Origin of the sequence: Burkholderia sp. BCC0097, assembly GCF_902832985.1 — a bacterium.
Classification (GTDB): domain Bacteria; phylum Pseudomonadota; class Gammaproteobacteria; order Burkholderiales; family Burkholderiaceae; genus Burkholderia; species Burkholderia orbicola.
The window spans coordinates 674,652-699,647 of the sequence record NZ_CADFDM010000004.1 but is presented as its reverse complement, the minus strand read 5'-3'; the positions used below and the strand labels follow the sequence as shown (position 1 = coordinate 699,647).

Genomic DNA, 24,996 nt, shown 5'->3' with positions numbered 1-24,996 from the left:
AGGGATCATCATCATGAAGAAGCTACTCGTCGCGCTGGCCGTCAGCGCATTCGCCACCGGGTGTGCGGTGCAGCCCGCGCAGCATCCGGCGCTGAACGACTCCGTTCAGACGCTTGCGCCCACCGCGTGGGATACCGACGTGCCGCGCGCGGACATCGATGCCGCCGCCTGGTGGTCGCAGTTCCACGACCCCGTGCTCGACCGGCTGATCGCGACCGTGCTCGACGGCAATCTCGATCTGCAGGCCGCCGCCGAACGCGTGAAGCAGGCGCAGGCGCTGACCGTGCAGAAACGCGCGGTGCTGCTCCCCGAACTCGACGCGACCGCGCATGCGGCCGACGCGCGGCAGAACACGCCGCCGCCGCTCGGTTATGTGCGGCAGGCTGGTGCGGGGTTTGCGCTGAGCTGGTCGCCCGATGTGTTCGGCGGTGAACGGCTCGATCTGCTGGCCGCTCAAGCGGAGCTGGTCGGGCAAAAGCATGCGGAAGATGCGATGCGCCTCGCGCTTGCAGCGGACGCGGCATCCGCGTATGTCGATCTGCGCTGGGCGCAGCAGGAACTGAAGATCCTGCAGGACAACGCGAAGATCCGGCAGCATGCGCTCGAACTCACGCGCAAGCGGCAGGCGTTCGGGCTGTCGACGGAACTCGACGTGACGCGTGCGCAGAACCAGCTCGATGCGCTCGAAGCGCGGATTCCGCCGGCGCAGGCGCAGATTTCGCATCAGTTGAATCTGATCGCGGTGTATTCGGGGCGGACGCCGGAATCGGTCGATCGGCTCCTGCTGGCGCAGGCCGGGGAGATTCCCGCGCCGCCGGTTGGCGCGCCGGGGACGCTGCCTTCGCAGGCGTTGTTGCGGCGGCCGGACGTGCTGACTGCCTATGCGCAGGTTGAGCGGCGTGCCGCGCAAGTCGGCGTGGCGAAGGCCGAGCGGTATCCGAAGTTCTCGTTGAACCTGACGGACGGGATTCTGGCAGCTTCGTATCTCGGGTTGCCGACGTTGACCGATAACCTGTTCAGTGCTGCGCTGAGTGCGACGAGCCCGATCTTCAACGCGGGACGCATTACCGCCGATATCTCGCAGAGCGAAAGCCGGATGCGCGAGTCGGAACTCGGGTTACGGCAGACGATGCTGCAAGCGCTGCGGGAAGTCGAGGATGCGCGCGCGAATCTCGTCAGCTCCGATGAGGCAACGCGGCGACTCGATAGCGCATTGGCGGCTTCCGATAAAGCGCTTGGGCTGGCGAATCAGCTTTATAAGGGCGGCGCGACGGATTTTCTCGATGTGCTGTCGGCGCAGGAGGTTTATCTGCGCGATTCGGATTCGCTCAATCAGCTCAAGCGCGAGCATGCGCTGGCGGCGGTGGCGTTGTATCGGTCGCTTGGGGGTGGGTGGAGCAGGAATGACGCGGCGGGGGGAACACAGACGGAAACTGACGCTGTGGCGAAAAACTAGGCGGGATCACAATGCGGGAGCCTGTCAGACTTTTAGTGTGCCGAGGTCATGAAACGATAACGGAACTAACGTCCTATGACCGATGCAACAGTGATCAAGAAGAGCAAGAATCCGAAGGCACCGAAGGTGTTTCCCGACGAACTGACGATCAGTTGCTTGCCCAGGTTCAGGGCAAGAACGCCGAGTCGATCCTGGGCGAATCGGGGCTTGGCCGGCCAGCTCAGGAAGCAGTTGGCCAAGCGCATGCTCACGGCCGAGATGAGCCACCATCCGGAAGCCGGGACCGAGCAAGGCAAGGCCGGCAACCACCGCAATGGCACCCGCACCAAGACGTTCCTCACGCCCCAGCGGCGAACTGAAGCTGGATATTCCGCATGACCGGCAGGCAACGTTCGAACGGCAATTGGCCGGCAAGTATCAATGCCGGCTGCCCGGCTTCGACGATCACGTCATCAGCATGTATGCGCGCGGCATGAACGCACGCTTGATTCAGGGCCATCTGCTGCGACTGAGCTTTACGGACGTCAATTTCCTGAACCCGAATCTATCGAAGAGGCCGCGGGACAAACTCGCCCGCACGTTCACCGCGGAGCAGGCTCAGGCGATTCACTCCTTTGTCGAAGCCCGACCGATAGAAATCGTATCGATGGTCATCCACTGCGAAGGTGGCCATTCACGGTCATGCGCCGTCGCCTTGGCGCGCCATCGGCTATATGGCTATCAAGCGGATCGTGCATCTTTCGCACACCAACCCTGCAGTCGTCTGCATCATGATAGGAAATGACCGTACAACTCATCGCGAGCGGCAACGAGCCCGTGGCTGATACGTTTCAACAACCGCGCCCGTTGCCCTGCAACAGGCAGCGACGCATCGTCATGTCTTTATTGAACCGAGAGTCTGGGACGACATCAGCTTCGGCAGTGGCTCACATTTACATTGGCACAAATCGTTCTCTAATGCGAGCTGCTTACCCATCATCGTCATCGCGCGTGGCGAGCCGTCGCTTATGATGACACCCGTCATGCCACAGGCGGGACATTGAACCGGGGCGCCCAGATAAGCGAAAGGTTGGCCTTGCAACGAGGTCCCGGCGATACCGTCGACCACAACACCGTTGCGGTCAGTTTTATCGCCCTGACGAATGAACCGTCGGCTCATACAGGAAGCCTCTTGGACGGAGCCTCGGCATTGCATGCACGTTCGATATTTTCGGGCCACACAGGTTCGCGGCAAGTCAGTTGGGCGAACCACTGCATCAGAGAGAAAATCAATGCTGGAAGTGCGCCAATCCCCATTACCAGCCACACCATCGGATTGCGCGAGTTAGTCAGGGCAGACCAGCCTTCAAAATTCAACCTAAGCGAATTGCGCAGGGAGGCCCCCCTCGGCAGGAACTCTGTCACGGGCGGCACGGAAGCGGGACCCTCCTCCATAAAGCGTCGGTAGAACTCGAAGTCCTGGTAAAGGATTTTCATGACCTCCTGGCCCCCCACACTGCTCTCATCGAATGCCAAGACGACTCGCGTTCCTACCGAAAACGTGTCCTTAACCAGTCCCTTGTCGTCAAGAACAAGGCAGCGAACCATACGCGGCGTGGTGCGCGCGAGGCCCTTTCTGGGTTTGCGTTCAACGTATAGGAAGGCACTATCCCAGGGTACTGATACAACCCCGCCAGGGCCATTGTGCTTGAACGCATAAATCATGCGGTTCCGCCGGTCAAAGCGGACAGGTTTGCTGGTGTAGCTGAAACAGTCGCGCGTCAATGCCCAAATGCCAAGTCCCGAGAAGCAAAGCCCGACAAACAGGAAAAAGCCAAACCCACCATAGACAAGCCCAAGCTGCCCTCGCTGCTCATAGATTGGAGGTATATGAGTCAGCATCCAAAGTAGGGCCGCCGTGAATGCCAACGAGCCGAGCCCTGGCAGCATAAAGGCAAAAACACCCCAGCCCTTCTCCGAGTAGGTTCCATCGCGGACCTCAAGACAGGTATCGCTCATCGAGAATACGGAACGATCATCCTTGGGCGTGTCAGACGCAGGCTGTCCGATTGCGAGGCGAGCAGCCTGTTCTTCCTCGCTGACCGGCCGATTCAGGCGGTACCACGAGAGTCCGTCAAATGCCATCTCTTTTCTCCATCACGAAAGCATTGCCGTAAATGCCTTTTGGTCTTCGGCCAGAGTCGGAAACCGGTCTTTGGCCTCTTTCAACCCAAAAAAACATCGTTCGAGCCACTCATCCACTTCCTTTCCTTTGAAGTAGTTGATGAGGATACCAATGAGGGCAGCGATAAGCAGAAGCGGCAAGGCAACAACAGCCGCAGCAGAGGCAGAAAGGAAGACGACAGAGAAAGCAAGAGCCAGACCTACAACCGCTGATGCGGTATTCAGGAAAGCCATCATCAGGTTCCCTTCCTTGAAATCCTGCACCGCATGATAGCCGTCAATCGCCGCAGATATGAGTCCAACCGCTGCGCCACCAAACTTTCCGGCAAACTCGAGGGCGCCTGCCAATCCTCGCCAGCCAGCCCCCAACTGAGCACCCGCCTTTTCGAAGGCACCAATCGTAGCCGAGCCATATTGCGCCACGCTCGCCACGAGCCCACCAATGGCGTTGTCGAACTTGACGCCGGCTTCCGTTTGATTGAACCGGTTCGACTTCTTCAACTCTTCCCGAGCAAAGCGAAGATTGATGGCACTGAATATCGCTCCGATGCCAGCGAACCCGGGTTCCCCCTTCGCCATAAGCCGGAACTTCGGCATGTAAATTGTCTCGACCACATCGGGCGTCAGCGTCGCGCTGGCCAACTTCTCGAAGCCGGGTTTGGCCTTGACGTTTGCCAGGGCAGCTGCCTCTGTCGCCGGGCTTTCGACTGGCACGAACTGCTTCGCCTTAATTTGCGGGTCGGCGCCTCCGCCTGCATTGGCTTTGTCCTGAAGCTGCTTTTTCAGGTCCTGGACACTGATTTTCTGCCGGCCCGGCATCACTTCCTGCATCTGACGGGCGATGTAGTTCACCCATTGGTTTACCGAACCGTATACGACCTTAAACTCGAACAGCTGTTTCGTTCGCATGCACAGAGTCGCATACAGCACTTTGGTTGCAGCCGTATCTACACTCGCGCTGATAGCTTCAGCCACGGGCCCACCCGTCTCATGGAGCAGCCAGGCCAACGCCTTCGCAACAGCGACCTTGATGCCCTTATCCTTAGACTCTTCCACCTGCTCTATCTTGCTATATGACTCGATGAGCTTCGCCACAAACTCCCTCAGCTCCATATACGGATAACTAGAGACTTCTTTGACCTTCTCGGCCAACACTGGACTATTCAGAACGAACGCCCGCAACAATGGATTGCGAGTATCAGATACGCTGCCTTTAGCCCATTTGACGAGCACATCGACGGCATTCTTGCGGTCAGCCGAGCCTTCGATGCATCGCGTAAATGTGTTGGTATAGTTCAGCCCACATCTCCAGCTTCCCGGCTCGTAATCCGACTCGAAAACGTTCAGCAATGCGGCACTGGACAGCCACGCCTGATGGTCTTGCGACAGCGGTATAAGCGTGCTCGCCTGCTCCGACTTCATCGCGTTCGCCATCTGTTGCCGAAAGTCGACGATAGCCTGCTGCCGATAGTGGGTCGTGTAGGGCTTCCATGCTTCCGGTCCGGCTGTTGCAAGTTCAGACTCCTTCTGCGCCTCAATGCTTTTGAGCCGCTTCTCGAGCGCCTTGCCACCATCGAACAGAGCCCCAAGGCCCATGCCCTCATAAGTATTGGCTTCCAGCATGCCGGCGGCACGTTCCACGTCCTCTTTCGCCGAAACCGCGACCGCCTTTTGCAGCGCGTCGATTGCGCTGGCGGCCCATATTCCGTGTTCATACGGCGCAAGCACTGCGCCGAAAGCAACGCGCTGCTCAAAATTGAGTTCCTGCGTGATGCCAACCGGGTCCCACAACGCGAAGAACAGCCCCTTGTCCGGCAGTATGGAATCCATCGCCTTTTTTAGGGCCGGCTGCTGCCCGGCACGGTCATGGTACGGAAAGCAACCGGTAACGAGCGCATCGGGACGACCGCCCTTGTATTCGCTCAGTAGCCCCTCGAGATGGTCCACGCTATCCGCGTGCGGCTGGTTCATGCTGCCGTTATACCAGGCGGTTGCATCGAACTTCTGCATCCGCTTGTCACGACAACCCATGAAGTTCTTCGCGTAGGTGTCTCGGACTTTCTGTGTCCAAAGCTCATCGCTGAACGCCAGATACACGGTTCCGGCATGTTCGGCGTCTTCAACGGTGATGCATTGAGCCAGTTGCGCATGCCCAGGTTGGTGGCAACTGAACGGTTTCTCAAAACTACGGTCGAGCTTGATGCCGACCGGATAGTCGTACAAGTATCCTTCTGCCGTAACCGCGTATATCTGCCATCGCTGTGTCTTTGGATAGAAGATATACACGTAGCCGTAGCGCAGGGTGCGCAGCGTGTACTTTGCCTTTTTGAGCGCGATGCCGACGACGCCGTCGCCAAACTTTCCGCCCATGAGCGACATCGCGCCAGCAGAGCTGTGAGCCTTGGAGTTGGCCACGACCCCGTAGCGGACAGGCAGAATCGGCAATCCCTTCTTCTTGCACATGTTGCATGAATTCGGCGCACGCGAGCTGGTCTGCATCGCGGACTGCGTGAGCTGCGAAATACTCGCAAAATTCGTGTCGAGTGCCATTCTTTATCTCTCTCGTGCCGCCACCCGGGCTCATTGATATTGGATGCTCTCGCGAGCAATCGCTTCCCAGTCTGCCGCGCTCCAGTTCGCTACCGCTTCAGCATACGGGCCTTTCCGCGGCGCCTGCAGAATGGCCCGAACACGCGGGTGACGGTCAAAGCAGGGGGAAACGAGTGTGCCGTGAAGTGCAAAAGCAAGCAGGTCCCCACCGGCGAGCCCATGAGCCTCTCCTTTTGCAAGTTGCGCGTCGAGCAGCGCCGACATATCGGGACGAGGCGCCGTACCATTGCAACGGAGTAGGTCAAGCCCGCGCTGAACCAACTCGATGCGCGCAATTCGTGCGTGCTGGTCCGCAGTAACCGCGAAGGCGGCTTCCGGTTCGGCTGCGCCATTGACCACCGTCCAGCCGCTCACGGGGTCGAGGTACGTCCACGTTGCAACCGGCCCCAGAAGCGCATCCATCTGCTCGGCCTTCAAGATGCGACCCAAGTGCGGAAACACGCGCGGGTCGTAGTAGCGGAAGACCGCATCGCCCGAAATCGGCGCCTGCAGTATCAACCGGTTCGACAGATGTTGCTGAAGCCGGCCCGTCGCCTTTCCGCATTCGAGAATGGCGCAAACGACTGGCGGCAAGCCATTCTCAAGGTCCGATTCGGCACGTTCTCTCAACGCTGGCAATTGCAGTTCGGGATGCTCCGCACAGTACAGCACGGGCGCCACGCCCTCGAGTTCGGGACGCGCAGCGGGAACCAACTCACCGACTTCATAGACCGGCGGCACACCAGGCAACTCGGGCTTCCCGTTCACGACTTCGACGATAACGTAGTGAACCATACCGACCGCCCTACACGAGTGCCGAGCCGGCCTGGGCCGCGGCTGCGAACTGCTGGGCGCACGACTTTGAAGGCGCAAGCTGCGCCGACGCGCTATCGCCCGCCGGGCCATCGAAGATGAGCGGACTGCCCTTGACCTCGACCAGCCCCGGCGCATGGATGAAGATTTTACCTTCGGCGATGCGAATCGATGCGCCGCCGGCGGTAAGGGTGATTTCCTTCTGGGCTGTAACGTTCACCGAATCGGAAGTGGACACGACCTTTACAGTCTTGTCTGCCGTAAGTTCGATGTTGTCCGACTGCGCCTGCACTTCGACCTTGCCTTTGCCGGCAAACAGCTTGATACCGGCATTCTGCACGAAGAAGCTTAATTTCTCGCCAATACTGGCAATCCACGACCTCGCCACCGAAACGTAGGTGCTCTCTCCGCTAACCAAATTGACGTGCTGCGTAGCTGCTGCGTGGAGCGACTTCTGCGTCGACAGGCCCATGTCAGCCGGGCTCGCAAGCAACATGACAGGTTGCGAAAACGCATTGGCGCTTCCGGTGCCGCCACCCGCTGTTCTGCCACCCGCCATAGAGCCCTGTGCATCGCTCTGCGTCGTCGCAGCGAAGTTCTTGATGGCATCCTGAGCATCGTCCAGGGTCTCAGCCTGGCCGTCAGCAGCAGCGAGTGAGCGATGCTGAATCACGCCGCTCGAATCGATAAGGTGTTGCGTGGCTTCCTTCACATCCAGCGGCTGACTCGACGTGCCGCCACGGGCGTAGGTCGATACGTAGAGCCCGCGTCCGGCCCGCAGTGCACCTGACGCCTCGGTCTTCAGTTCGAAGCCGGTGCCAAGGTAGTTGCCCCGCGTATTGCCGCTGTGGTCGATGAGATAGCCGATATGAAGATACGAATTCGCCGTCGAGCTGAAAAGCTGCGCCCGGTTCTGCGACGTGGAGTCGTCGAAGACGAGTTGATTGAAACCCTGACCGCTGTACTCCTGCGACTTGAAACCGGACAGCAGGCCGTTCGAATGCCAATGTGGCGTGTTGACAGAGTGAAAGAGCACTCCACTGACGACCGGCCGGTCGCAATCCCCGTCGAGGTAATTGACGGCCACTTCCTGCCCGATTCGAGGGACGAACACACCGCCGAATCCCTTGCCGGCGTGCGGCAGTATTACCCGCATCCAGCACGATGACGTCTCGTTATTGCTCCCCAGACGGTCCCAGTGCATCTGAGCCTTCACCCGGTTCAACTCGTCCGTGTACACCTCCTCACCCGCCGGCCCCACGATAGTGGCGGTCTGCATATGCATGACCGGCTTTCTGTGCTCGAACGGGCTGCGGAATGGCACCGAGCGGCGCTGGACCTCGATTTCGGCCAGCACGAAACTTTCATTGCCTAACGGGTCCTTCGATACGAATGCGGCCTGCCGGTCCTTGTATTCGGCACGCAGACGCGACAGGCGTCGCTGCAGGCTACCCGGAAAGGGGCGGCTGTTGCCCAGCGGCAGATTGTTCTGGATAGCCCAACGCACGCCAAGAATCGCGAACTCGCGGTCCTCAGGCTTGTCTGCGTCGTGCTCGGGATGGTCTTCGAGCGTGAACCATCGACCGGCGTCCATGCATGGAACACTGCCCACGCCGAAAAACCGTTTGCTGCGCGAGGCCATCTCTTCCAGCCGAATTCGCATAGCGCGCTCGCCACGGTCGTAGGACTCGCCCGTGACCGGAAAGCTATAGTGGCCCGCGTATTCGTAGACTTCCAACTCCTGCGGGATATCGCCTTGGTCAACCGTGGACCGGTCCGCCCGCTGCAACGTGCGCGCTGGACGTTTGTAATCCGCCGTGCTGAACGCATATCCGACGCTTTGCGTCGTACGCTCGCCGCTCCACTCGACGAGTGTGCCAGCCTGGCCGTCTCGGTCGCCGCGATAGAACGGTACTCGCTGGGTAGCGAGCGCTTTGCAATTGAAGAGATCATCGGTCACGACAATCGTATGCGACTTACCGTCCTCTGCATGCTCGACATACGTGAACCATCCCTCCGACTCCATCAACCGATGGACGAAATTGTGGTCGGTTTCGTACTGAGTACAGTACGAGCGAACCGCGCCCGGGTCTTTCACATCGAGCCGGAAATGACCGCGCGCCTGCGAATGGCCGCTGAACACTTTAGTCAGGATGTCGGCGGTCGTTAAGTCCTGGAAAATGCGCGCGTCCTTGCGGTACTGCAGAAAGCGCATCCACGACGAAAACGAAAGCTGATAGTAAGTGAGTCCTCCGTCCGCTCCGAGGCGTCGCGTTGCATGGACGTAGCCATGCCAAGGCAGGTACGACTCGTCGGCTTGACGCACCCATAGTGTGACAGGTTGCGCCATCAGCTTCTTCAAATGAAGCGCGCGCTCCCGGGACACGACGTCCACTGTGAGATCGAAATCCCGGCCCACGCGCGATTCGCCCATGGCGCGTTGCGGCAACAGTACCTTCGCCCCGAGGGGCGTTTCCAGGACGAGCGCTCGGTTCGTCTGCTCGATACCCGCGTCAAGCATCAACGAATTGGGCAACCTACCCATTTCGAATATCTCCTCTGGAGGAAAAAATGAACGCGCATCGGAGGCGGCGCGAAAGGTCGAAAGAGATTTTGCCACAACAACCTATTCGCTTTGATAACAAACGTAAAAACAATCTCCCGACAACCGACATCATTTTATGTTTCAATGATTTTTAATCCTTCGCCTCGGCAATACTGGTATTTCTTACATAAATTAACGCCGAAACAAGCAGCGGATCGACTTTGGCGCTATCCAGGATAGAAAAGCCTGGTCGCGTCGCCTCCTTCAGGAGCATGTGCGATTCTACAAAATGCACGCTAAATTGGCCTCCGAGCAACCATGTCGAGTTACTCGATTTTGCTGATGAACGTTGCCACCGAGAAGAAAGACCTGTTAGAAATAACAGGCCAACCAAATTTTATGGAGCATTGCAACCTCAGCCCCAGATCACATTCATCACTGTGTTACCGGTCCAGCGCCAGCTTCGCGCCGAGCCCCAGCAGGATCGTCCCCATCACCGCGTCGATCGGCTTGCGCAGTTTCGCGTAACCGACTTGCACGCGGTTCGTCGAGAACAGCAAGGCGACCGTGCAAAACCAAGTCATCGAGACGGCGACGACGACGGCCAACGTCGCGCCGGGCACCCACGCCGGTGCGTGTGCGGGTAGCAACGTGACGAACAGGCTGCCGAAGAATGCCGCGGCCTTCGGATTGGTCAAGCCGAGTAGCAGCCCTTTTCGATAGGCGTGCACGCCACCGCGAACGATTGGCTGGCTCGCGGATTCGGCTTGCTGCGTCGACTGCCGCGGGCCCGACAAAGTCTTGATACCGAGATAAATCAGGTACGCGGCGCCCGCGATGCGGATCGCCTCATACAGCCATGCAAGCTTCGCGACGATGAGCCCGAGCCCAAACATCGCCATCGCCGCCCAGACCGCATGCGACGACGCAATGCCCAACGCAACCAGTAAGCCCGCGCTGCGATTGCCGAGCGCATGGGACGAAACGGCGATCAGGTCGGGGCCGGGGCTGACGCACGCCAGCAACATCACACCGCCGACTGCGGCGAGTTGAGAAAGATAGCTCGTGACGGCTACGGTGGATTCGTCGCGAAAGTGGAAGCCGGATAAATCTAGTTGGCCGATTTTCGGCGCGTACGGCGTGCCGGCGCGCCGCGTCGTCTTTCGCGCCACCGATATGCCTCCTGTGTCCGCGAATTACAGCGCCGGACGTGTCAACTTCACCCACCGCTGCACCGATGCTCGCTCCCACTGCGCACGCGCATAGTCGGCGAGGCGCCGCGGCACCGGATCGTCATTCAGCACCAGACGGTTCAGCATCACCGCCAGATCGACATCGGCAATGCTCCATTCGCCGCACAGGTTCGCCGCGCCCGGCGCGAGCAGTTTGTCGGCGGCCGCAAACAGCTTCTGCGCGGCGGCCTGCGCGAGACTCGACAGCGGCTCGCTCGACGGGCCGTAGAACAGCACTTCGGTCGACCGTTCCGTGCGGATCGGCATCAGGTCGCTGCGCAGCCATGCCTGCACCTGCCGCGCCCGCGCGCGCTGGCGAGGATCGGCCGGATAGAGCCGCGTGCCCGGGAAGGTCTCGTCGAGATACTCGGTGATCGCCGACGATTCCGACAGCGCGAAGTCGTCGTGCACGAGCGTCGGCACGCGTTGCGTCAGCGACGTCGCCGCATAGTCCGGCGCGAAATGCGCACGGTTGCCGAGATCGACAGTCACCAGTTCGTACGGCAGCGACTTTTCCTGGAGCACGACGAAGACCGACATCGCATAAGGGCTCGTGTATTGCGCATCCGCGTAGAGGCGGAGATTGCCGGTTTGCACTGCGGGCTCCTTGTTCTGGATTGTTGTGTGTTACCGCTACACGGTCATTCGGTAGCCGGCCAACGATAGCCGATCACCTCATGCAACGGATACGCAAGTTCCCGAACCTCTTCCAGCTGGTTGCCGCCAAACAGGTGAACGTGTTCGGCGTCGTGCCGCAGGTAGAAACCGACGTGCCCTTTCCAGCTCGTCGGGTCGTCACGCGTCAGGATCGCGATGCAGCCGTAGACCGGGCGCTCCAGCGGTTTGCCCCATTCCAGCCACGAGCGCGCGAGCGCGGAGCCGGTGCCGCGGAATCCGGCGTGCGCCATGCACCAGTTCACGAACGACGAGCACCAGGAAATCTTGTCGTCGTAGCCGACCAGGTTCGTCTGATTGTTGTATTCGACGATGCGCGGATTGATGCTGCCGGGCGGGTGGCGACGGATGCCGAGTTCGGCCAGCGCGATGGGCATCCACGGCGGGTGGGCAGCTTTCACTTTGCTCTCAGGGTTCGATGGGGTCATGCCGTTCGGAGGTATCCGGAATTCCGTGTGCGAGGCGCGTGGAGATTCAGACTCCAATGTTGAATCGTTCCGGGTAAAGCAGCGCGAACTCGGCCATGGCGCTCTTCCAGTCGCGCCGGGAACCGGTCCATATGGTAACGACGTTGCGCAGCGCCAGCCAGGTCAGTTTAAGGCGGCACCAGACCAAACAGGCAGCGTCCGATCGTCTGACTCGGTTCGGCCATTCTCAACCGTCCGGCGAGGTCGGCTCATAGCCATTCGCGTGACCGTTCGGTTCCCGACGGGCTGGATGCCTACGTCGACGCACGAGGACGCGCCGCCGGTTCCTGCCTCAATGCTTCGGCAATATCCCGTGCCGCTTTTTGCAGCTCGGGCACATACCGGCGAGTGGCATCTTCGAGACTCACCGCGCGTGACAGGAAGACCACATTGAGACTCGCGATCACGCGTTCGTCTGCGCTGACCGCGACAGCGACTGCCCCGATTTTCGCCTGCGCTGTCCAGTCGCCGTGATTCGATCCGAAACCATCCTCGCGCACGCGCCGGATCAGCTTGCGCACGAGCGCATCGTTTCTCGCGAGCGCCTGTTGCTCGTCACCGCCCGCGCCGGAGCGCAACAGTTCCAGAATATCCTCGCGCTCCTCGTCCGGGCACATTGAGAAGTAAGCGCGGCCCGCAGCCGTCAGCAACATCGGCAAACGCCGCCCGACCATCGCACGATGAAACGACAGCCGGCTGAAGCGATGGGTCGTCTCGCGGATGATCATCGCGTCGCCATCGGGCGTGGTCAGATCGGATGGCCACGCGACGCGCTGCAGTAGCTGGCCCATGATCGGTGGCGCCACGGTCGCGATGCGCTCGGTATCGGTGAATCCCTCGCTCAACGAGCGCACGGCGAGCGTCAGGCGGAAGCTGTCGTCCGATGTGCTGCGGCGCACGAACCCCTCCTCCATCAACGTTTCGAGCAGACGGCGCACCGTGGTGCGATGCAGGCCGGTCAGATCGGCGATCTGCTGACTCGTCGCGCGTCCATCTTCCATCGCATTCAGCGCCCGCAGCACCTGGAGGCCGCGCGCGAGTCCACGCACGTTCGTATAGGTTGTCACGTCAAAAAATCCCTTTTGAATCAATCGTGTGCATTCTATGCACATTCTGGAGAATTTGTTGAGGGCGTTTTCGGCGGCCCATAAACTGCATTCATAAGCTGAACGACCGAGAGCCGAATGCTTCGCAGGTTCAGCACATCGGACAAGCCCAATCAGGAGACAAGCATGCGCCCCGCCTTTGAACCGGCGGCCGGCAACGGCCGCGCTCATCCTCACGAAACGACACATCGCTCGGTCGACGCCGATGTCGCCATCATCGGCGCGGGCCCGGTCGGCCTGATGATCGCGAACATTCTCGGCCTGCAGGGTGTGCGCGTGGTCGTGATCGAGAAGCTCGCGCAGATCATCGACTATCCGCGCGCCATCGGACTCGACGACGAAGCGCTGCGCGTATTCCAGTCGGTCGGCCTGGCCGACGCGCTGCTTCCGCACACCACGCCGAATCACTGGATGCGCTTCACGCTGAACGGGAAGTGCTTCGCGTCGATCGAGCCGCGCACCGACGAGTTCGGCTGGCCGCGCCGCAACGCCTTCATCCAGCCGCTCGCCGATCAGATTCTGTACCACGGCCTCGAGCGCTTCGAAAACGTGTCGACGCTGCTTGGCCACACCGTCGACAGCTTCGCGCAGGACGAGTCCGGCGTAACCATCGAGGCGACCGATGCGCACGGTGTGAAGACGACGATCCGCGCGGCGTACATGGTCGGCGCGGACGGTGGCAACAGCTTGGTGCGCCGGACGCTCGACGTGCCGTTCGAAGGCCGCACGAAGCCGAATCAATGGATCGTGATCGACGTGCGCAATGATCCGATCGGTTCTCCGCATGTCTATCTGCATTGCGACGCGCGGCGCCCCTATGTGTCGGCGGCGCTGCCGCACGGCATCCGGCGCTTCGAATTCATGGTGATGCCCGGCGAGACGGAAGCGGAACTGTCGAAGCCGGAGAACATGGCGGCGTTGGTGCGCGGGGTTGTCGATGATCCCGACAAGGTCGACTACATTCGTCAGCGGGTCTATACGCACAACGCCCGGCTCGCGAGCACGTTCCGCGTGAAGCGCATTCTGCTCGCGGGCGATGCCGCGCACATCATGCCGGTGTGGCAGGGGCAGGGTTACAACAGCGGCATTCGCGACGCGAGCAATCTCGGCTGGAAGCTCGCGATGGTCGTGAAAGGCACGGCGCACGACGCGCTGCTCGATACCTACACGCTAGAGCGGCGCGCCCATGCACGCTCGATGATCCACCTGTCGGAGGTCGCGGGTGACATCTTCGCGCCGACGAGCTTCTTCGGATCGAAAGTGCGCGACGCGTTCGTGCGCTGCTTCGACGTGCTGCCTTCCGTGAAGCGCTATTTCGTCGAGATGCGCTTCAAGCCGATGCCGCGCTATGAAGATGGCGTCGTGCTGCTGGCTCGACGCGAGCGATCCGACGGCCTGCTCGCACGCCTGATCGCGAAGCGGGGGCACGGCGCATTCGGGCGGCTGGTCGGCCTGATGAGCGAGAAGCGAGAATCGCTGATCGGGCGCATGGTGCATGGCCGCGATGCGCAAGCTGGCACGCCCGTGGGCCGCATGTTCATCCAGCCGCGTGTGCGTCTCGCCGATGGCAGCATCGTCCGGCTCGACGATGCAATCGGCAATCGCTTCGCGATCGTGGGATGGGGCACGGACCCGACCTTCGGCCTCACTCCAGAGGCGCGCCGCATCTGGAGCGCGCTTGGGGGATGCTTCGTGATCGCGAAGCCCGACCCTCAGCTCGCGTTCCACGATGACGTACCCGATGACGTGATCGCCATTGGCGACGTCGACTCTCGCCTGCGCGACTGGTTCGCGCGCGTGCCGGAATCGGTCGTGCTGCTGCGGCCGGACCGCTTCGTGGCCGGCATGTGCTCGCCGCAATGCGTATCGGATTGCGTGTCGCAGCTTGCGCAGCGGCTGTCACTTCCGATGACGACGGGCGCAATGACCCACGACGCGACGTTCGCGCACGTCGCCGACCTGGCAGGGGCCTGAGATGCCGATCCATCTCGAATGCATGTCGCACTCGCCGCTGCACGGCTATTTCGATCCGGAGCCCGCGGTCATCACGGAAGTGGAGCAGGTGCAGCGCGCGGCGCGCGAACGGGTCGACGCGTTCGATCCGGAGTTGGTGATCGTGTTCTCGCCTGACCACTACAACGGATTTTTCTACGACGTGATGCCGCAGTTCTGCATCGGCGTGAGCGCGACGGCCATCGGCGATTTCGGCAGCGCGGCCGGCCCGTTGCCCGTCGCGCGCGATGTGGCGCTCGCGCTTGCCGATGCAACGCTCGCGAGCGAGATCGACGTAGCCGTGTCGTATCGCATGCAGGTCGATCACGGTTGCGCGCAAGCGCTCGAAGTACTCACGGGCGGCATCGACCGCTATCCGGTGGTGCCCGTCTTCATCAACTCGGTTGCGCCGCCGATGGCGTCGTGCCGCCGCGCACGGCTGCTCGGCGATGCGATCGGTCGTGCCGTCGCGCGGATGAACCGACGCGTGTTGCTGATCGGCTCGGGCGGCATTTCGCATGAGCCGCCGGTGCCGGAAATCGCGGGCGCGGACGATGTCGTCGCGGAACGGTTGATCGCGGGGCGCAACCCGTCACCGGCGTCGCGCGACGCGCGGCAATCCCGCACCGTCGCGGCGGCCAAGGCATTCGCGGCGGGCGACAGCCGCCTGCATCCGCTTAATCCCGCATGGGACCGCACGTTTCTCGAACTGCTCGAGCGCGGTGAAATCACCGCCGCCGATGGCCTCACGAACGATGCGATCACGCGCGATGCGGGCAAGTCCGCGCACGAGATCCGTACATGGGTTGCCGCATTCGGCGCGCTCGCGGCGAGCGGTCCTTACGCGGCATCGATCGATTACTACCGCGCGATTCCGGAGTGGATCGCGGGCTTCGGCGCGATGCACGCGCGAGAACAGGCCCTTTCCAGGAGATACGGCCATGACGAATGACAACAGCATGCTGGCGATGGCCGAGCGCCTGCGTGAAGCGCAGGCCTCGCGCCGGACGATCGCGCCGCTACGCGACGCGTGCCCCGAAGGCGACGCGGCACTCGCCTACGCGATCCAGCAGATCAACAACGACTTGCGCAAGGCGAACGGCGAGCGTGTCGTCGGCAGGAAGATCGGCCTGACTTCGCCCGCGGTGCAGACGCAACTGGGCGTCGATCAGCCGGACTTCGGCGCGTTGTTCGCGTCGATGGCTTACGGCGACGGCCAGCCGATGCCGCTTGCGTCGTTGATCCAGCCGAAGGTCGAAGCGGAGATCGCGCTCGTGCTCGAACGCGACCTGACCGCCGAGAAACACACCTTCGCGGATCTGATCTCCGCGACCGCGTATGCGGTGGCCGCGATCGAGGTCGTCGACAGTCGCATCCGCGATTGGGACATCCGGTTTTTCGACACCGTCGCGGACAACGCGTCGAGCGCGCTGTTCGTGCTCGGCAGCCGGCCGGTGCTGCTGCGCGATATCGAGCTGAGCGCGTGTGCCATGACGCTCGCGCAGGACGGCGAAGTGCTTTCACGCGGCAATGGAAGTGCGTGCCTCGGCAATCCGCTGAATGCGGCCGCGTGGCTCGCGGATCGGATGGTTCGACTCGGCACGCCGCTGCGCGCGGGCGACATCGTGCTGACGGGCGCGCTTGGCCCGATGGTCGCGGTAAAGGCGGCCGGCACTTATACCGCGCACATCGAAGGGCTCGGAAGTGTGCGCGCCAGTTTCAGCGAATGACCGACGGAGACATCCCCATGGCAACAGACAACACGAAATGCAAGGCCGCGATCATCGGATCCGGCAACATCGGCACCGATCTGATGATCAAGATCATGCGTCGCGGCACGCATCTCGAAGTCGCGGCGATGGTCGGTATCGATCCGGCCTCGGACGGCCTCGCGCGTGCCGCGAGGCTTGGCGTGGCGACGACGCATGAAGGCGTCGAGGGGCTGGTGCGTTTGCCGGTGTTCGACGAGATCGACTTCGTGTTCGATGCGACGTCCGCCGGCGCACATGTGAAGAACGACGCGTTCCTGCGCGCACACAAGCCCGGCATTCGCGTGATCGATCTGACACCCGCTGCAATCGGCCCGTACTGCGTGCCGGTGGTGAACCTCGACGCGCATCTCGATGCGCCGAACGTGAACATGGTCACGTGCGGCGGACAGGCGACGATCCCGATGGTGGCCGCGGTGTCGCGGGTCGCCAAGGTCCATTACGCGGAAATCGTCGCATCGATCAGCAGCAAGTCGGCGGGGCCCGGCACGCGCGCCAATATCGACGAGTTCACGGAGACGACGTCGAAGGCGATTGAAGCGGTCGGGGGCGCCGGCAAGGGCAAGGCGATCATCGTGCTCAATCCGGCCGAGCCGCCGCTCATGATGCGCGACACGGTCTATGTGCTGTCCGAAGCCGTAGACCAGGCGCTGATCGAGGCGTCCGTCGAAAGGATGGCCGCCGCGGTCCAGGCCTACGTGCCCGGCTATCGCCTGAAGCAATCCGTGCAGTTCGACGACATCCCCGCCGCTGCGCCGTTGCATATCCCCGGACTCGGCCATTTCAGCGGGCTCAAGACCTCGATCTTCATCGAGGTGGAAGGCGCGGCCCATTATCTGCCGGCCTACGCGGGCAATCTCGACATCATGACTTCCGCCGCGCTGGCAACGGCCGAGCGCATGGCCGCGTCGCTGGCGAACGCCTGAAGCAAGGAGCACTCGATCATGGACAAGAAACTCTATATCTCCGATGTGACGCTGCGCGACGGCATGCACGCGATCCGTCATCAGTATTCGATTCAGAACGTGCAGGACATCGCCCGCGCGCTGGACGACGCGAAGGTCGACAGCATCGAGGTCGCGCATGGCGATGGCCTGCAGGGTTCGAGCTTCAACTATGGATTCGGCGCACACAGCGATCTGGAGTGGATCGAGGCGGTTGCCGACGTGGTGAAGCACGCGACGATCGCGACGCTGCTGCTGCCCGGCATCGGCACGATTCACGATCTGAAGGCCGCATACGACGCGGGCGCGCGTGTCGTCCGTGTCGCGACCCATTGCACGGAAGCGGACATTTCGAAGCAGCACATCGACTATGCGCGCAGCCTCGGCATGGACACCGTCGGCTTTCTGATGATGAGCCACATGACCACGCCGGACAAGCTCGCGATCGAAGCGAAGAAGATGGAAAGCTACGGCGCGACCTGCGTGTACGTGGTCGATTCCGGCGGCGCGATGAACATGAACGACATCCGTGCGCGCTTCAGGGCGCTCAAGGCGGTGCTTCGCCCCGAGACCCAGACGGGCATGCATGCTCATCACAACCTGAGCCTCGGCGTAGCCAACTCGATCGTTGCGGTCGAGGAAGGCTGCGACCGCGTCGATGCGAGTCTGGCGGGCATGGGCGCGGGAGCGGGCAATGCGCCGCTCGAGGTGTTCATCGCGGCGGCCGAGCGCCTCGGCTGGCATCACGGCACCGATCTCTATCGCCTGCTCGATGCGGCCGACGATCTCGTGCGCCCGCTGCAGGACCGACCGGTGCGCGTGGACCGCGAAACGCTCGCGCTCGGCTATGCGGGCGTGTATTCGAGTTTCCTGCGGCATTCCGAAATCGCGGCGAAGAAATACGGGCTGAAAGCCGTCGACATTCTCGTCGAGCTGGGCAAGCGCCGAATGGTCGGCGGCCAGGAAGACATGATCGTCGACGTCGCACTCGATCTGAAGAAGCGCGAAGCACGCGCGTGAACCATCCGTCATGCCACGCGCCACGAAGAGCGCGGCATCGTTCTACCTGGAGACATCGATGAAAACGTCAACGGCTTCCCCCCAACGCACAGGCGGCGCCCTCACCATCGGCCTGTGCCTCGCGGTCGCGCTCCTCGAAGGGCTCGACCTGCAATCGACCGGCATCGCCGCGCCGCGCATGGCCCACGAGTTTCATCTCGCGGTCGCGCAGCTCGGCTGGGCATTCGGCATCGGCGCGCTCGGCCTGTTGCCGGGCGCGGCGATTGGCGGCAGGCTCGCCGATCGCATCGGCCGCAAGCGCGTGCTGATGATGTCGGTCGCGCTGTTCGGGATATTTTCGATCGCAACGACCGCGGTGTGGGATCTGCAGAGCCTGCTCGTCGCGCGCTTTCTCACCGGCCTCGGTCTCGGCGCGGCGATGCCGAACCTGATTGCGCTGTGCGCGGAAGCGGCGGCGCCCGGGCAACGCAGCACGGCGGTGGGGGCGATGTACTGCGGCATGCCGTTCGGCGCAGCGCTCGCGGCAGTGATCGGCATCGTCAGCCCGGGGGCCGAGGGCTGGCGGCACATCTTCTATGTCGGCGGAATCGGGCCGCTGCTGACCTTGCCGCTGCTGGCGCTTTTCCTGAAGGAGTCGGCGCACTTCGTCGCGGCAAGCCGGCGTGCGAACGGCGAGTCGAAGGACGGCATCGTCCGCGCGCTCTTCAGCGACGGGCGCGCGGCGATGACCCTCGCGCTGTGGATCAGCTACCTGGGAACGCTGATCGTGCTGTACTTCCTGATGAACTGGCTGCCCTCGATGGTGCTCTCGCGCGGCCTCACGCCGGTACAGGCGGGCATTGTTCAGATGATGTTCAACGTCGGCGGCGGCGTCGGCGCGATCGTGATCGCGGGGCTGATGGATCGCATCGGCAAGCGGCCGGTCGTGATCGGCATGTATGCGGGCATCGCGATTTCGCTACTGACGCTCGCCAGCGCCGCGGGCAGCGTGTCGATGGCATGGGGTGGCCTGCTGGCGGGCCTGTTTCTCGTCGGCACGCAGTCGGTGCTGTATGCGCTCGCCGGGGCAACGTATCCGACGCGCGTACGGGGCACGGGCGTTGGCGCGGCAGTGGCCGTCGGCCGTGTGGGTTCAATGGTCGGCCCGCTGATCGCCGGGCAACTGCTGGCGTTGGGCCAGAGCGCGTCGATGCTCGTGATCTCGAGCATTCCGCTCATCGTGATCGCGGCGCTCGGCGCGCTCGCCGTGGTCGCGAAATCTCCGCGCGAGTCGATCAACGGCTCGCATACCCTTGGAACCGAATCGATCTGACGAAGGACATCGACATGACTGACACCGTGATTCATACAGAGGCCGCGACCAGCAAGTTCGTGAACGTGCTGGAAGGCGGCACGGAACTGCGTGTGCACTACAACGACACCGGCGCGGGCACGGAAACGCTGGTGTTGCTGCACGGCTCCGGTCCCGGCGCGAGCGGCTGGGCCAACTTCCATCGCAATGTGGACGCGTTCGCGAATGCGGGCTATCGCGTGATCCTCGTCGACTGTCCCGGCTGGGGCAAGAGCGATTCGATCGTCTGCACCGGCTCGCGCTCCGACCTGAACGCGCGCGTGCTGAAGGGTGTGCTGGATACGCTCGGCATCGAGCGCGCGCATCTCGTCGGTAACTCGATGGGCGGGCATAGCGCGGTGGCGTTCGCGCTGTCGAATCCGGAGCGCGTCGGCAAGCTCGTGCTGATGGGCGGCGGCACGGGCGGCCCGAGCCAGTTCGTGCCGATGCCGACGGAAGGCATCAAGCTGCTCCAAGGGCTGTATCGCGACCCGACGCTCGAGAACCTGAAGAAGATGCTGAACGTGTTCGTCTACGATGCGAGCACGATGACGGAAGAGCTGATGCAGACGCGGCTCGATAACATGCTCGCGCGGCGCGATCATCTCGAGAACTTCGTGAAGAGTCTGGCGGCCAATCCGAAGCAATTTCCGGACTACGGTCACCGGCTGAACGAGATCAAGGCGCCCGCGCTCGTGATTTGGGGGCGCGATGACCGTTTCGTGCCGATGGATGTCGGACTGCGGCTCGTGTGGGGTCTACCGAACGCCGATCTGCATGTGTTCGGGCGCTGCGGGCACTGGGCGCAATGGGAGCACGCGGAGCGATTCAACCGGATGGTGCTGGCGTTCCTGCGCCAATAACGACGGGGGCATCGGCGGAGGCCGTTTAGTCTGCCTTCGCCATCCTTCCGGCGGGTGGCGTCTGTGCCTCGAAAACGGCCGTCGACGGGAGGCTGGCGCCGTACGAACGAGATGGGTCCCGTGTCAGCGTCGTTTCGCTGAATCTTCGCATGAATGGGGGTGAATCCACTGCCCCTTCACGGAGTGCGATTTCCGTCGAGTCCCCCGTATCATGGAGGCAGCGCCCTCTCTGATTCCCTCCCCGCCATGCGCATCACGCCTCTCCCGCCCCTGCAGTGCCTCGTCGCGTTCGAAGCCGCCGTGCGGCACGCGAGTTTCACGAAAGCCGCCGCCGAACTGCACCTGACCCAAAGCGCGATCAGCCGCCAGATCCAGCAGCTCGAGGAATTCCTCGGCCGCTCGCTGTTCGTGCGCGAGCACCGTTCGCTACGGCTGACGATCGCCGGCGAGCAATATGCGGCGCAGGTCCACCATCTGCTCACGCAATGCGCGGAAGCCACGCACGACGTGATGAAACCGTACGGCGATCTCGAACTGACGATCGCGTGCTCGTCCGGTGTCGCGGTGCTGTGGCTCACGCCGCGGCTACCGAGTTTTCGCGCCGCGTATCCCAACATCAAGCTGCGCCTGATCGTGCGCGACGGCCTTGCGTCGATGTCGCCCGCGGAATTCGACGTCGGCGTCTACTACGTGCGCCAGCAGGCGCCGGCCGAATACACCGCGCGCCGGCTGTTCGACGAGGAAGTGTTCCCCGTCTGCGCGCCCGGCTATCTGGCCGGCCGCACGCTCGATGCGGCCGATCTCGCGAACGAAACGCTGCTGCGCCTCGAAGACGGCCAGCGCCAATGGATGTCGTGGTCCGAATGGTTCGACATGAACGACGTCGACCGGCAGAAGGCGCAGCCGCAGGACATCACGATCAACTCCTATCCGCAGATCGTGCAGATGACGATTCTCGGTCAGGGCGTGTCGCTCGGCTGGCGCTACATGATCGACGCATGCATAGAAGCCGGCCTGCTCGTGCGCGTGACGGAAGCGTCCGCGAGCCACGGCGGCGGCTATTACGTGATCTCGCCGAACGACCGCGCGCAGAACCAGGCCGCCCGCCTGTTCACCCGCTGGCTGTTCGAACAGGCAGAGCAGCAAACCGGGGCCTGACTGCCCCGCGCGCGACGCATGCGTGCAGCGCATGCAGGCATGCGAATCTTTCGTTTCAGAAAAAAATCCGGCTGTCCTTAGCATGGGATTCACGCGGGGCAGCCGTCCCGTCTCCGGACTTCTGACAAAGGAAGAGACCATGCAAGGAACGCTTTCCCCGCGCGCCGCGCCTTCCGTCGATGCGGCGGTGCAACAGCGCCGCCGCGCCATCGTCGCGACCGTGATCGGCAACGGCCTCGAATGGTTCGACTTCACCGTCTATAGCTTCTTCGCGGTGATCATCGCGAAGCTGTTCTTCCCGACCGGCAACGAACTCACGTCCGTGCTGCTCACCGTCGCGACGTTCGGCGTGGGCTTCTTCATGCGGCCGGTGGGCGGCATCGTGCTCGGCGTCTATGCCGACAAGGTCGGACGCAAGGCCGCGCTGTCGCTCACGATCCTGCTGATGGCGGCCGGCACCGCGCTGATCGGGATCGCGCCGACCTACGAACAGGCCGGCATCGCCGCGCCGCTGATGATCGTCGTCGCGCGGCTGCTGCAAGGCTTCTCGGCCGGCGGCGAAATGGGCGGCGCCACCGCGTTCCTCACCGAATACGCGCCGCCGGAGAAGCGCGCGTATTACTCGAGCTGGATCCAGTCGAGCATCGGCTTCGCGGTGCTGCTCGGTGCGGCGACCGGCACGTTCGTCACGACGTCGCTCGACACGCAGGCGCTGCATAGCTGGGGCTGGCGGCTGCCGTTCCTGCTCGGGATCATCGTCGGGCCGGTCGGTTACTTCATTCGCAGCCATATCGACGAGACGCCCGCGTTCAGCGCCGTCGAATCGCAGGCGAAGGAAAGCTCGCCGCTGAAGGAAGTGCTGCACACCTACCCGCGCGAGACGTTCGCGAGTTTCTCGATGGTGATCCTGTGGACCGTCTGCACCTACGTGCTGCTGTTCTACATGCCGACCTATTCCGTACGCACGCTGCATCTGCCGCAATCGACCGGCTTCACGGCCGGCATGGTCGGCGGGCTGATGATCATGTGCTGCTCGCCGATCGTCGGGCGACTCGCCGACGCGTGGGGACGCCGCGTGTTTCTCTCCGGCTCGGCGCTCGCGATCCTCGTGCTCGCGTGGCCGATGTTCTCGTGGATCAACCATGCGCCCGGGTTCGCGTCACTGATCGTGTTCCAGGCCGTGTTCGGCGTGCTGATCGCCACTTACACCGGGCCGATTCTCGCGGCGTTCGCGGAGCTGTTTCCGACCAAGGTGCTGTCGACCGGGTTATCCGTTGCGTACAACTTCGCGGTGACGATCTTCGGCGGGTTCGCGCCGTTCCTGATCACGTGGCTCATCGCCCGCACCGGCAGCAACATGGCGCCCGCGTTCTACGTGATGCTCGCGGCGGCCGTCAGTTTCGTCGGCACGCGCTTCGTGAAGGATGCGAAGCGTGCGGCCGCAACGACTCGATAAGGATATTTCTCCCATGACCATTACCGTGCTTCAAGGTGGCAACGTGCTCGACCTCGAACGAGGCGTGTTGCTCGAATATCATCATGTCGTGATCGAAGGCGAGCGGATCGTCGAAGTCACCGATCGGCCGGTGGATTTGCCGAATGCGCAGGTGATCGACGTGCGCGGCAAGACCGTGATGCCGGGGTTCATCGATTGCCATGTGCATGTGCTGGCGTCGAATGCGAACCTGGGCGCGAATGCGACGCAGCCAAATATTCTCGCGGCGATTCGGTCGCTGCCGATTCTCGATGCGATGTTGGCGCGGGGGTTTACCAGTGTGCGGGATGCGGGGGGCGCGGATTGGAGTTTGATGCAGGCCGTTGAGACAGGTCTGATTCCGGGGCCGCGGATTTTTCCGTCGGGGAAAGCGTTGTCGCAGACCGGCGGGCATGGGGATTTCCGGCCTCGTGGCGATGTGCTGGAGCCGTGCTCCTGCTGTTTCAGGACGGGGGCGATTGCGCGGGTGGTCGATGGTGTTGAAGGCGTGCGGCTCGCCGTGCGTGAAGAGATTCAGAAAGGCGCGACGCAGATCAAGATCATGGCGTCAGGCGGCGTGGCTTCGCCGACCGATCCGATTGCGAACACGCAGTATTCGGAGGACGAGATTCGGGCGATCGTCGATGAGGCTGAGGCCGCGAATACTTATGTGATGGCGCATGCGTATACGGGGCGGGCGATTGCACGGGCTGTGAGATGCGGCGTGCGGACGATCGAGCATGGGAATCTGGTAGATGAGGCGGCGGCGACGCTCATGCATGAGCGGGGGGCGTTTGTGGTGCCTACGCTGGTGACTTATGACGCGTTGGCTAAACATGGGGCGGAGTTTGGGATGCCGGCCGACTCGGTGGCGAAAGTCGCTTCCGTGCAGCAGAAAGGACGCGAGTCGCTTGAGATCTATGCGAAAGCCGGCGTGAAGATGGGGTTCGGGTCGGATCTGCTCGGAGAAATGCACGCGTTTCAGTCTGGGGAGTTTCGGATTCGGGCGGAAGTGCTCGGGAATTTGGAGGCGCTTAGGTCGGCGACGACGGTGGCGGCGGAGATTGTGAATATGACGGGGGAGCTTGGGGTCGTTGCGGTGGGGGCGATCGCCGATCTCGTCGTGCTGGATGGCAATCCGCTTGAGGATATCGGGGTTGTGGCCGATGAAGGTGCGAAGGTCGAGTATGTGTTGCAGCGGGGGGCGGTTGTGAAGCGGCGGGCTGGCGGTCGTTGACTTGAATCCATACGGCTAATCTCGGCGGGCACGGTACGGCCTCAAGGACCTTACGGTCGTGACAGTTGTTGAAGGTCGCTTTGGGTGCGGGTCGCGGCGTTCGCGGCAATGGCCGGGGCGGTGTCGCCCCGGCTTTCAATTGCGTTCCGGAAACGCTTGCGCT

20 protein-coding genes and 1 pseudogene are annotated in these 24,996 nt (G+C 62.4%); 12 read left to right on the top strand and 9 right to left on the bottom strand.

Annotation, left to right across the window (positions count from 1 at the left end; translation table 11 throughout):
• Positions 1-13 precede the first annotated feature (13 nt).
• Together HWX07_RS16890 and HWX07_RS16885 are read left to right on the top strand one after the other, a co-directional pair.
• Positions 14-1,456: an efflux transporter outer membrane subunit gene (locus HWX07_RS16890; RefSeq protein WP_175877018.1), complete on the top strand. Its 1,443-nt coding sequence runs from the start codon at positions 14-16 to the stop codon at positions 1,454-1,456.
• A gap of 75 nt (positions 1,457-1,531) precedes the next feature.
• Positions 1,532-1,967, top strand: a pseudogene (locus HWX07_RS16885) (transposase); the annotation flags it as partial.
• A 363-nt stretch (positions 1,968-2,330) separates the two neighbouring features.
• Here HWX07_RS16885 and HWX07_RS16880 read toward each other — a convergent pair.
• The 9 genes from HWX07_RS16880 to HWX07_RS16835 all read right to left on the bottom strand — a co-directional run bounded on the left by HWX07_RS16880 (position 2,331) and on the right by HWX07_RS16835 (position 13,007).
• Positions 2,331-2,615 carry a PAAR domain-containing protein gene (locus HWX07_RS16880; RefSeq protein WP_175877017.1) on the bottom strand — a complete coding sequence of 95 codons (285 nt, stop codon included), beginning with the start codon at positions 2,613-2,615 and terminating at the stop codon, positions 2,331-2,333.
• Positions 2,612-3,580 (bottom strand): DUF6708 domain-containing protein, encoded by a 969-nt coding sequence (locus tag HWX07_RS16875; RefSeq protein ID WP_175877016.1) that lies wholly within the window; start codon positions 3,578-3,580, stop codon positions 2,612-2,614. Before HWX07_RS16875 ends, HWX07_RS16880 begins: the two co-directional genes overlap by 4 nt.
• A 12-nt stretch (positions 3,581-3,592) precedes the next feature.
• Entirely contained in the window at positions 3,593-6,169 is a 2,577-nt protein-coding gene (locus HWX07_RS16870) for a T6SS effector BTH_I2691 family protein (RefSeq protein ID WP_175877015.1), read from the bottom strand.
• A 30-nt stretch (positions 6,170-6,199) separates the two neighbouring features.
• On the bottom strand, positions 6,200-7,003 hold the full coding sequence (locus HWX07_RS16865; RefSeq protein WP_012338537.1) for a DUF4123 domain-containing protein: 804 nt from the start codon (positions 7,001-7,003) through the stop codon (positions 6,200-6,202).
• A gap of 10 nt (positions 7,004-7,013) precedes the next feature.
• Positions 7,014-9,566, bottom strand: a complete 2,553-nt coding sequence (locus tag HWX07_RS16860; protein ID WP_175877014.1) for a type VI secretion system Vgr family protein — start codon at positions 9,564-9,566, stop codon at positions 7,014-7,016.
• Positions 9,567-10,009: 443 nt separating this feature from the next.
• Positions 10,010-10,594, bottom strand: a complete 585-nt coding sequence (locus HWX07_RS16855; protein ID WP_175877118.1) for a LysE family transporter — start codon at positions 10,592-10,594, stop codon at positions 10,010-10,012.
• A 168-nt stretch (positions 10,595-10,762) separates the two neighbouring features.
• Complete coding sequence (yfcF, locus tag HWX07_RS16850) at positions 10,763-11,395, bottom strand: glutathione transferase (RefSeq protein ID WP_175877013.1); 633 nt, start codon at positions 11,393-11,395, stop codon at positions 10,763-10,765.
• 44 nt (positions 11,396-11,439) lie between these two features.
• Positions 11,440-11,850: a TIGR02594 family protein gene (locus HWX07_RS16845; protein ID WP_175877117.1), complete on the bottom strand. Its 411-nt coding sequence runs from the start codon at positions 11,848-11,850 to the stop codon at positions 11,440-11,442.
• A 344-nt stretch (positions 11,851-12,194) separates the two neighbouring features.
• Positions 12,195-13,007: a DNA-binding transcriptional regulator gene (locus tag HWX07_RS16835; protein WP_175877012.1), complete on the bottom strand. Its 813-nt coding sequence runs from the start codon at positions 13,005-13,007 to the stop codon at positions 12,195-12,197.
• Positions 13,008-13,172: 165 nt separating this feature from the next.
• On the opposite strand from HWX07_RS16835, the gene HWX07_RS16830 reads away from it, so the two are divergent.
• The 10 genes from HWX07_RS16830 to HWX07_RS16785 all read left to right on the top strand — a co-directional run bounded on the left by HWX07_RS16830 (position 13,173) and on the right by HWX07_RS16785 (position 24,833).
• Positions 13,173-15,020, top strand: coding sequence for a bifunctional 3-(3-hydroxy-phenyl)propionate/3-hydroxycinnamic acid hydroxylase (locus HWX07_RS16830; protein WP_175877011.1), 1,848 nt, complete (start codon positions 13,173-13,175; stop codon positions 15,018-15,020).
• A 1-nt stretch (position 15,021) separates the two neighbouring features.
• Complete coding sequence (locus HWX07_RS16825) at positions 15,022-15,990, top strand: 3-carboxyethylcatechol 2,3-dioxygenase (RefSeq protein WP_175877010.1); 969 nt, start codon at positions 15,022-15,024, stop codon at positions 15,988-15,990.
• The gene (gene mhpD / locus HWX07_RS16820) at positions 15,980-16,768 is read left to right on the top strand and encodes a 2-keto-4-pentenoate hydratase (RefSeq protein ID WP_175877009.1); all 789 of its coding nucleotides are present in this window, start codon (positions 15,980-15,982) and stop codon (positions 16,766-16,768) included. Before HWX07_RS16825 ends, mhpD begins: the two co-directional genes overlap by 11 nt.
• Positions 16,769-16,785: 17 nt before the next feature.
• Entirely contained in the window at positions 16,786-17,733 is a 948-nt protein-coding gene (locus tag HWX07_RS16815) for an acetaldehyde dehydrogenase (acetylating) (protein WP_175877008.1), read from the top strand.
• 15 nt (positions 17,734-17,748) lie between these two features.
• Complete coding sequence (gene dmpG / locus HWX07_RS16810) at positions 17,749-18,771, top strand: 4-hydroxy-2-oxovalerate aldolase (protein ID WP_347879189.1); 1,023 nt, start codon at positions 17,749-17,751, stop codon at positions 18,769-18,771.
• 58 nt (positions 18,772-18,829) lie between these two features.
• A complete protein-coding gene (mhpT, locus tag HWX07_RS16805; RefSeq protein WP_175877006.1) occupies positions 18,830-20,083 on the top strand; it encodes a 3-(3-hydroxy-phenyl)propionate transporter MhpT in 1,254 nt (417 codons plus the stop codon).
• 14 nt (positions 20,084-20,097) lie between these two features.
• The gene (locus HWX07_RS16800) at positions 20,098-20,964 is read left to right on the top strand and encodes an alpha/beta fold hydrolase (RefSeq protein WP_175877005.1); all 867 of its coding nucleotides are present in this window, start codon (positions 20,098-20,100) and stop codon (positions 20,962-20,964) included.
• A 246-nt stretch (positions 20,965-21,210) separates the two neighbouring features.
• Complete coding sequence (locus HWX07_RS16795) at positions 21,211-22,122, top strand: LysR substrate-binding domain-containing protein (protein WP_074804052.1); 912 nt, start codon at positions 21,211-21,213, stop codon at positions 22,120-22,122.
• A 139-nt stretch (positions 22,123-22,261) separates the two neighbouring features.
• Entirely contained in the window at positions 22,262-23,578 is a 1,317-nt protein-coding gene (locus HWX07_RS16790; protein WP_023474996.1) for an MFS transporter, read from the top strand.
• 13 nt (positions 23,579-23,591) lie between these two features.
• Positions 23,592-24,833: an amidohydrolase family protein gene (locus HWX07_RS16785; RefSeq protein ID WP_175877004.1), complete on the top strand. Its 1,242-nt coding sequence runs from the start codon at positions 23,592-23,594 to the stop codon at positions 24,831-24,833.
• Positions 24,834-24,996: the final 163 nt, after the last annotated feature.

Bases quoted from the DNA above. Each gene is read 5' to 3' on its own strand.
- HWX07_RS16890 (WP_175877018.1), top strand. From the start codon at position 14: ATGAAGAAGCTACTCGTCGCGCTGGCCGTCAGCGCATTCGCCACCGGG.
- HWX07_RS16880 (WP_175877017.1), bottom strand. From the start codon at position 2,615: ATGAGCCGACGGTTCATTCGTCAGGGCGATAAAACTGACCGCAACGGT.
- HWX07_RS16875 (WP_175877016.1), bottom strand. From the start codon at position 3,580: ATGGCATTTGACGGACTCTCGTGGTACCGCCTGAATCGGCCGGTCAGC.
- HWX07_RS16870 (WP_175877015.1), bottom strand. From the start codon at position 6,169: ATGGCACTCGACACGAATTTTGCGAGTATTTCGCAGCTCACGCAGTCC.
- HWX07_RS16865 (WP_012338537.1), bottom strand. From the start codon at position 7,003: ATGGTTCACTACGTTATCGTCGAAGTCGTGAACGGGAAGCCCGAGTTG.
- HWX07_RS16860 (WP_175877014.1), bottom strand. From the start codon at position 9,566: ATGGGTAGGTTGCCCAATTCGTTGATGCTTGACGCGGGTATCGAGCAG.
- HWX07_RS16855 (WP_175877118.1), bottom strand. From the start codon at position 10,594: ATGTTGCTGGCGTGCGTCAGCCCCGGCCCCGACCTGATCGCCGTTTCG.
- HWX07_RS16845 (WP_175877117.1), bottom strand. From the start codon at position 11,850: ATGCCCATCGCGCTGGCCGAACTCGGCATCCGTCGCCACCCGCCCGGC.
- HWX07_RS16830 (WP_175877011.1), top strand. From the start codon at position 13,173: ATGCGCCCCGCCTTTGAACCGGCGGCCGGCAACGGCCGCGCTCATCCT.
- HWX07_RS16825 (WP_175877010.1), top strand. From the start codon at position 15,022: ATGCCGATCCATCTCGAATGCATGTCGCACTCGCCGCTGCACGGCTAT.
- mhpD (WP_175877009.1), top strand. From the start codon at position 15,980: ATGACGAATGACAACAGCATGCTGGCGATGGCCGAGCGCCTGCGTGAA.
- HWX07_RS16815 (WP_175877008.1), top strand. From the start codon at position 16,786: ATGGCAACAGACAACACGAAATGCAAGGCCGCGATCATCGGATCCGGC.
- mhpT (WP_175877006.1), top strand. From the start codon at position 18,830: ATGAAAACGTCAACGGCTTCCCCCCAACGCACAGGCGGCGCCCTCACC.
- HWX07_RS16800 (WP_175877005.1), top strand. From the start codon at position 20,098: ATGACTGACACCGTGATTCATACAGAGGCCGCGACCAGCAAGTTCGTG.
- HWX07_RS16795 (WP_074804052.1), top strand. From the start codon at position 21,211: ATGCGCATCACGCCTCTCCCGCCCCTGCAGTGCCTCGTCGCGTTCGAA.
- HWX07_RS16790 (WP_023474996.1), top strand. From the start codon at position 22,262: ATGCAAGGAACGCTTTCCCCGCGCGCCGCGCCTTCCGTCGATGCGGCG.
- HWX07_RS16785 (WP_175877004.1), top strand. From the start codon at position 23,592: ATGACCATTACCGTGCTTCAAGGTGGCAACGTGCTCGACCTCGAACGA.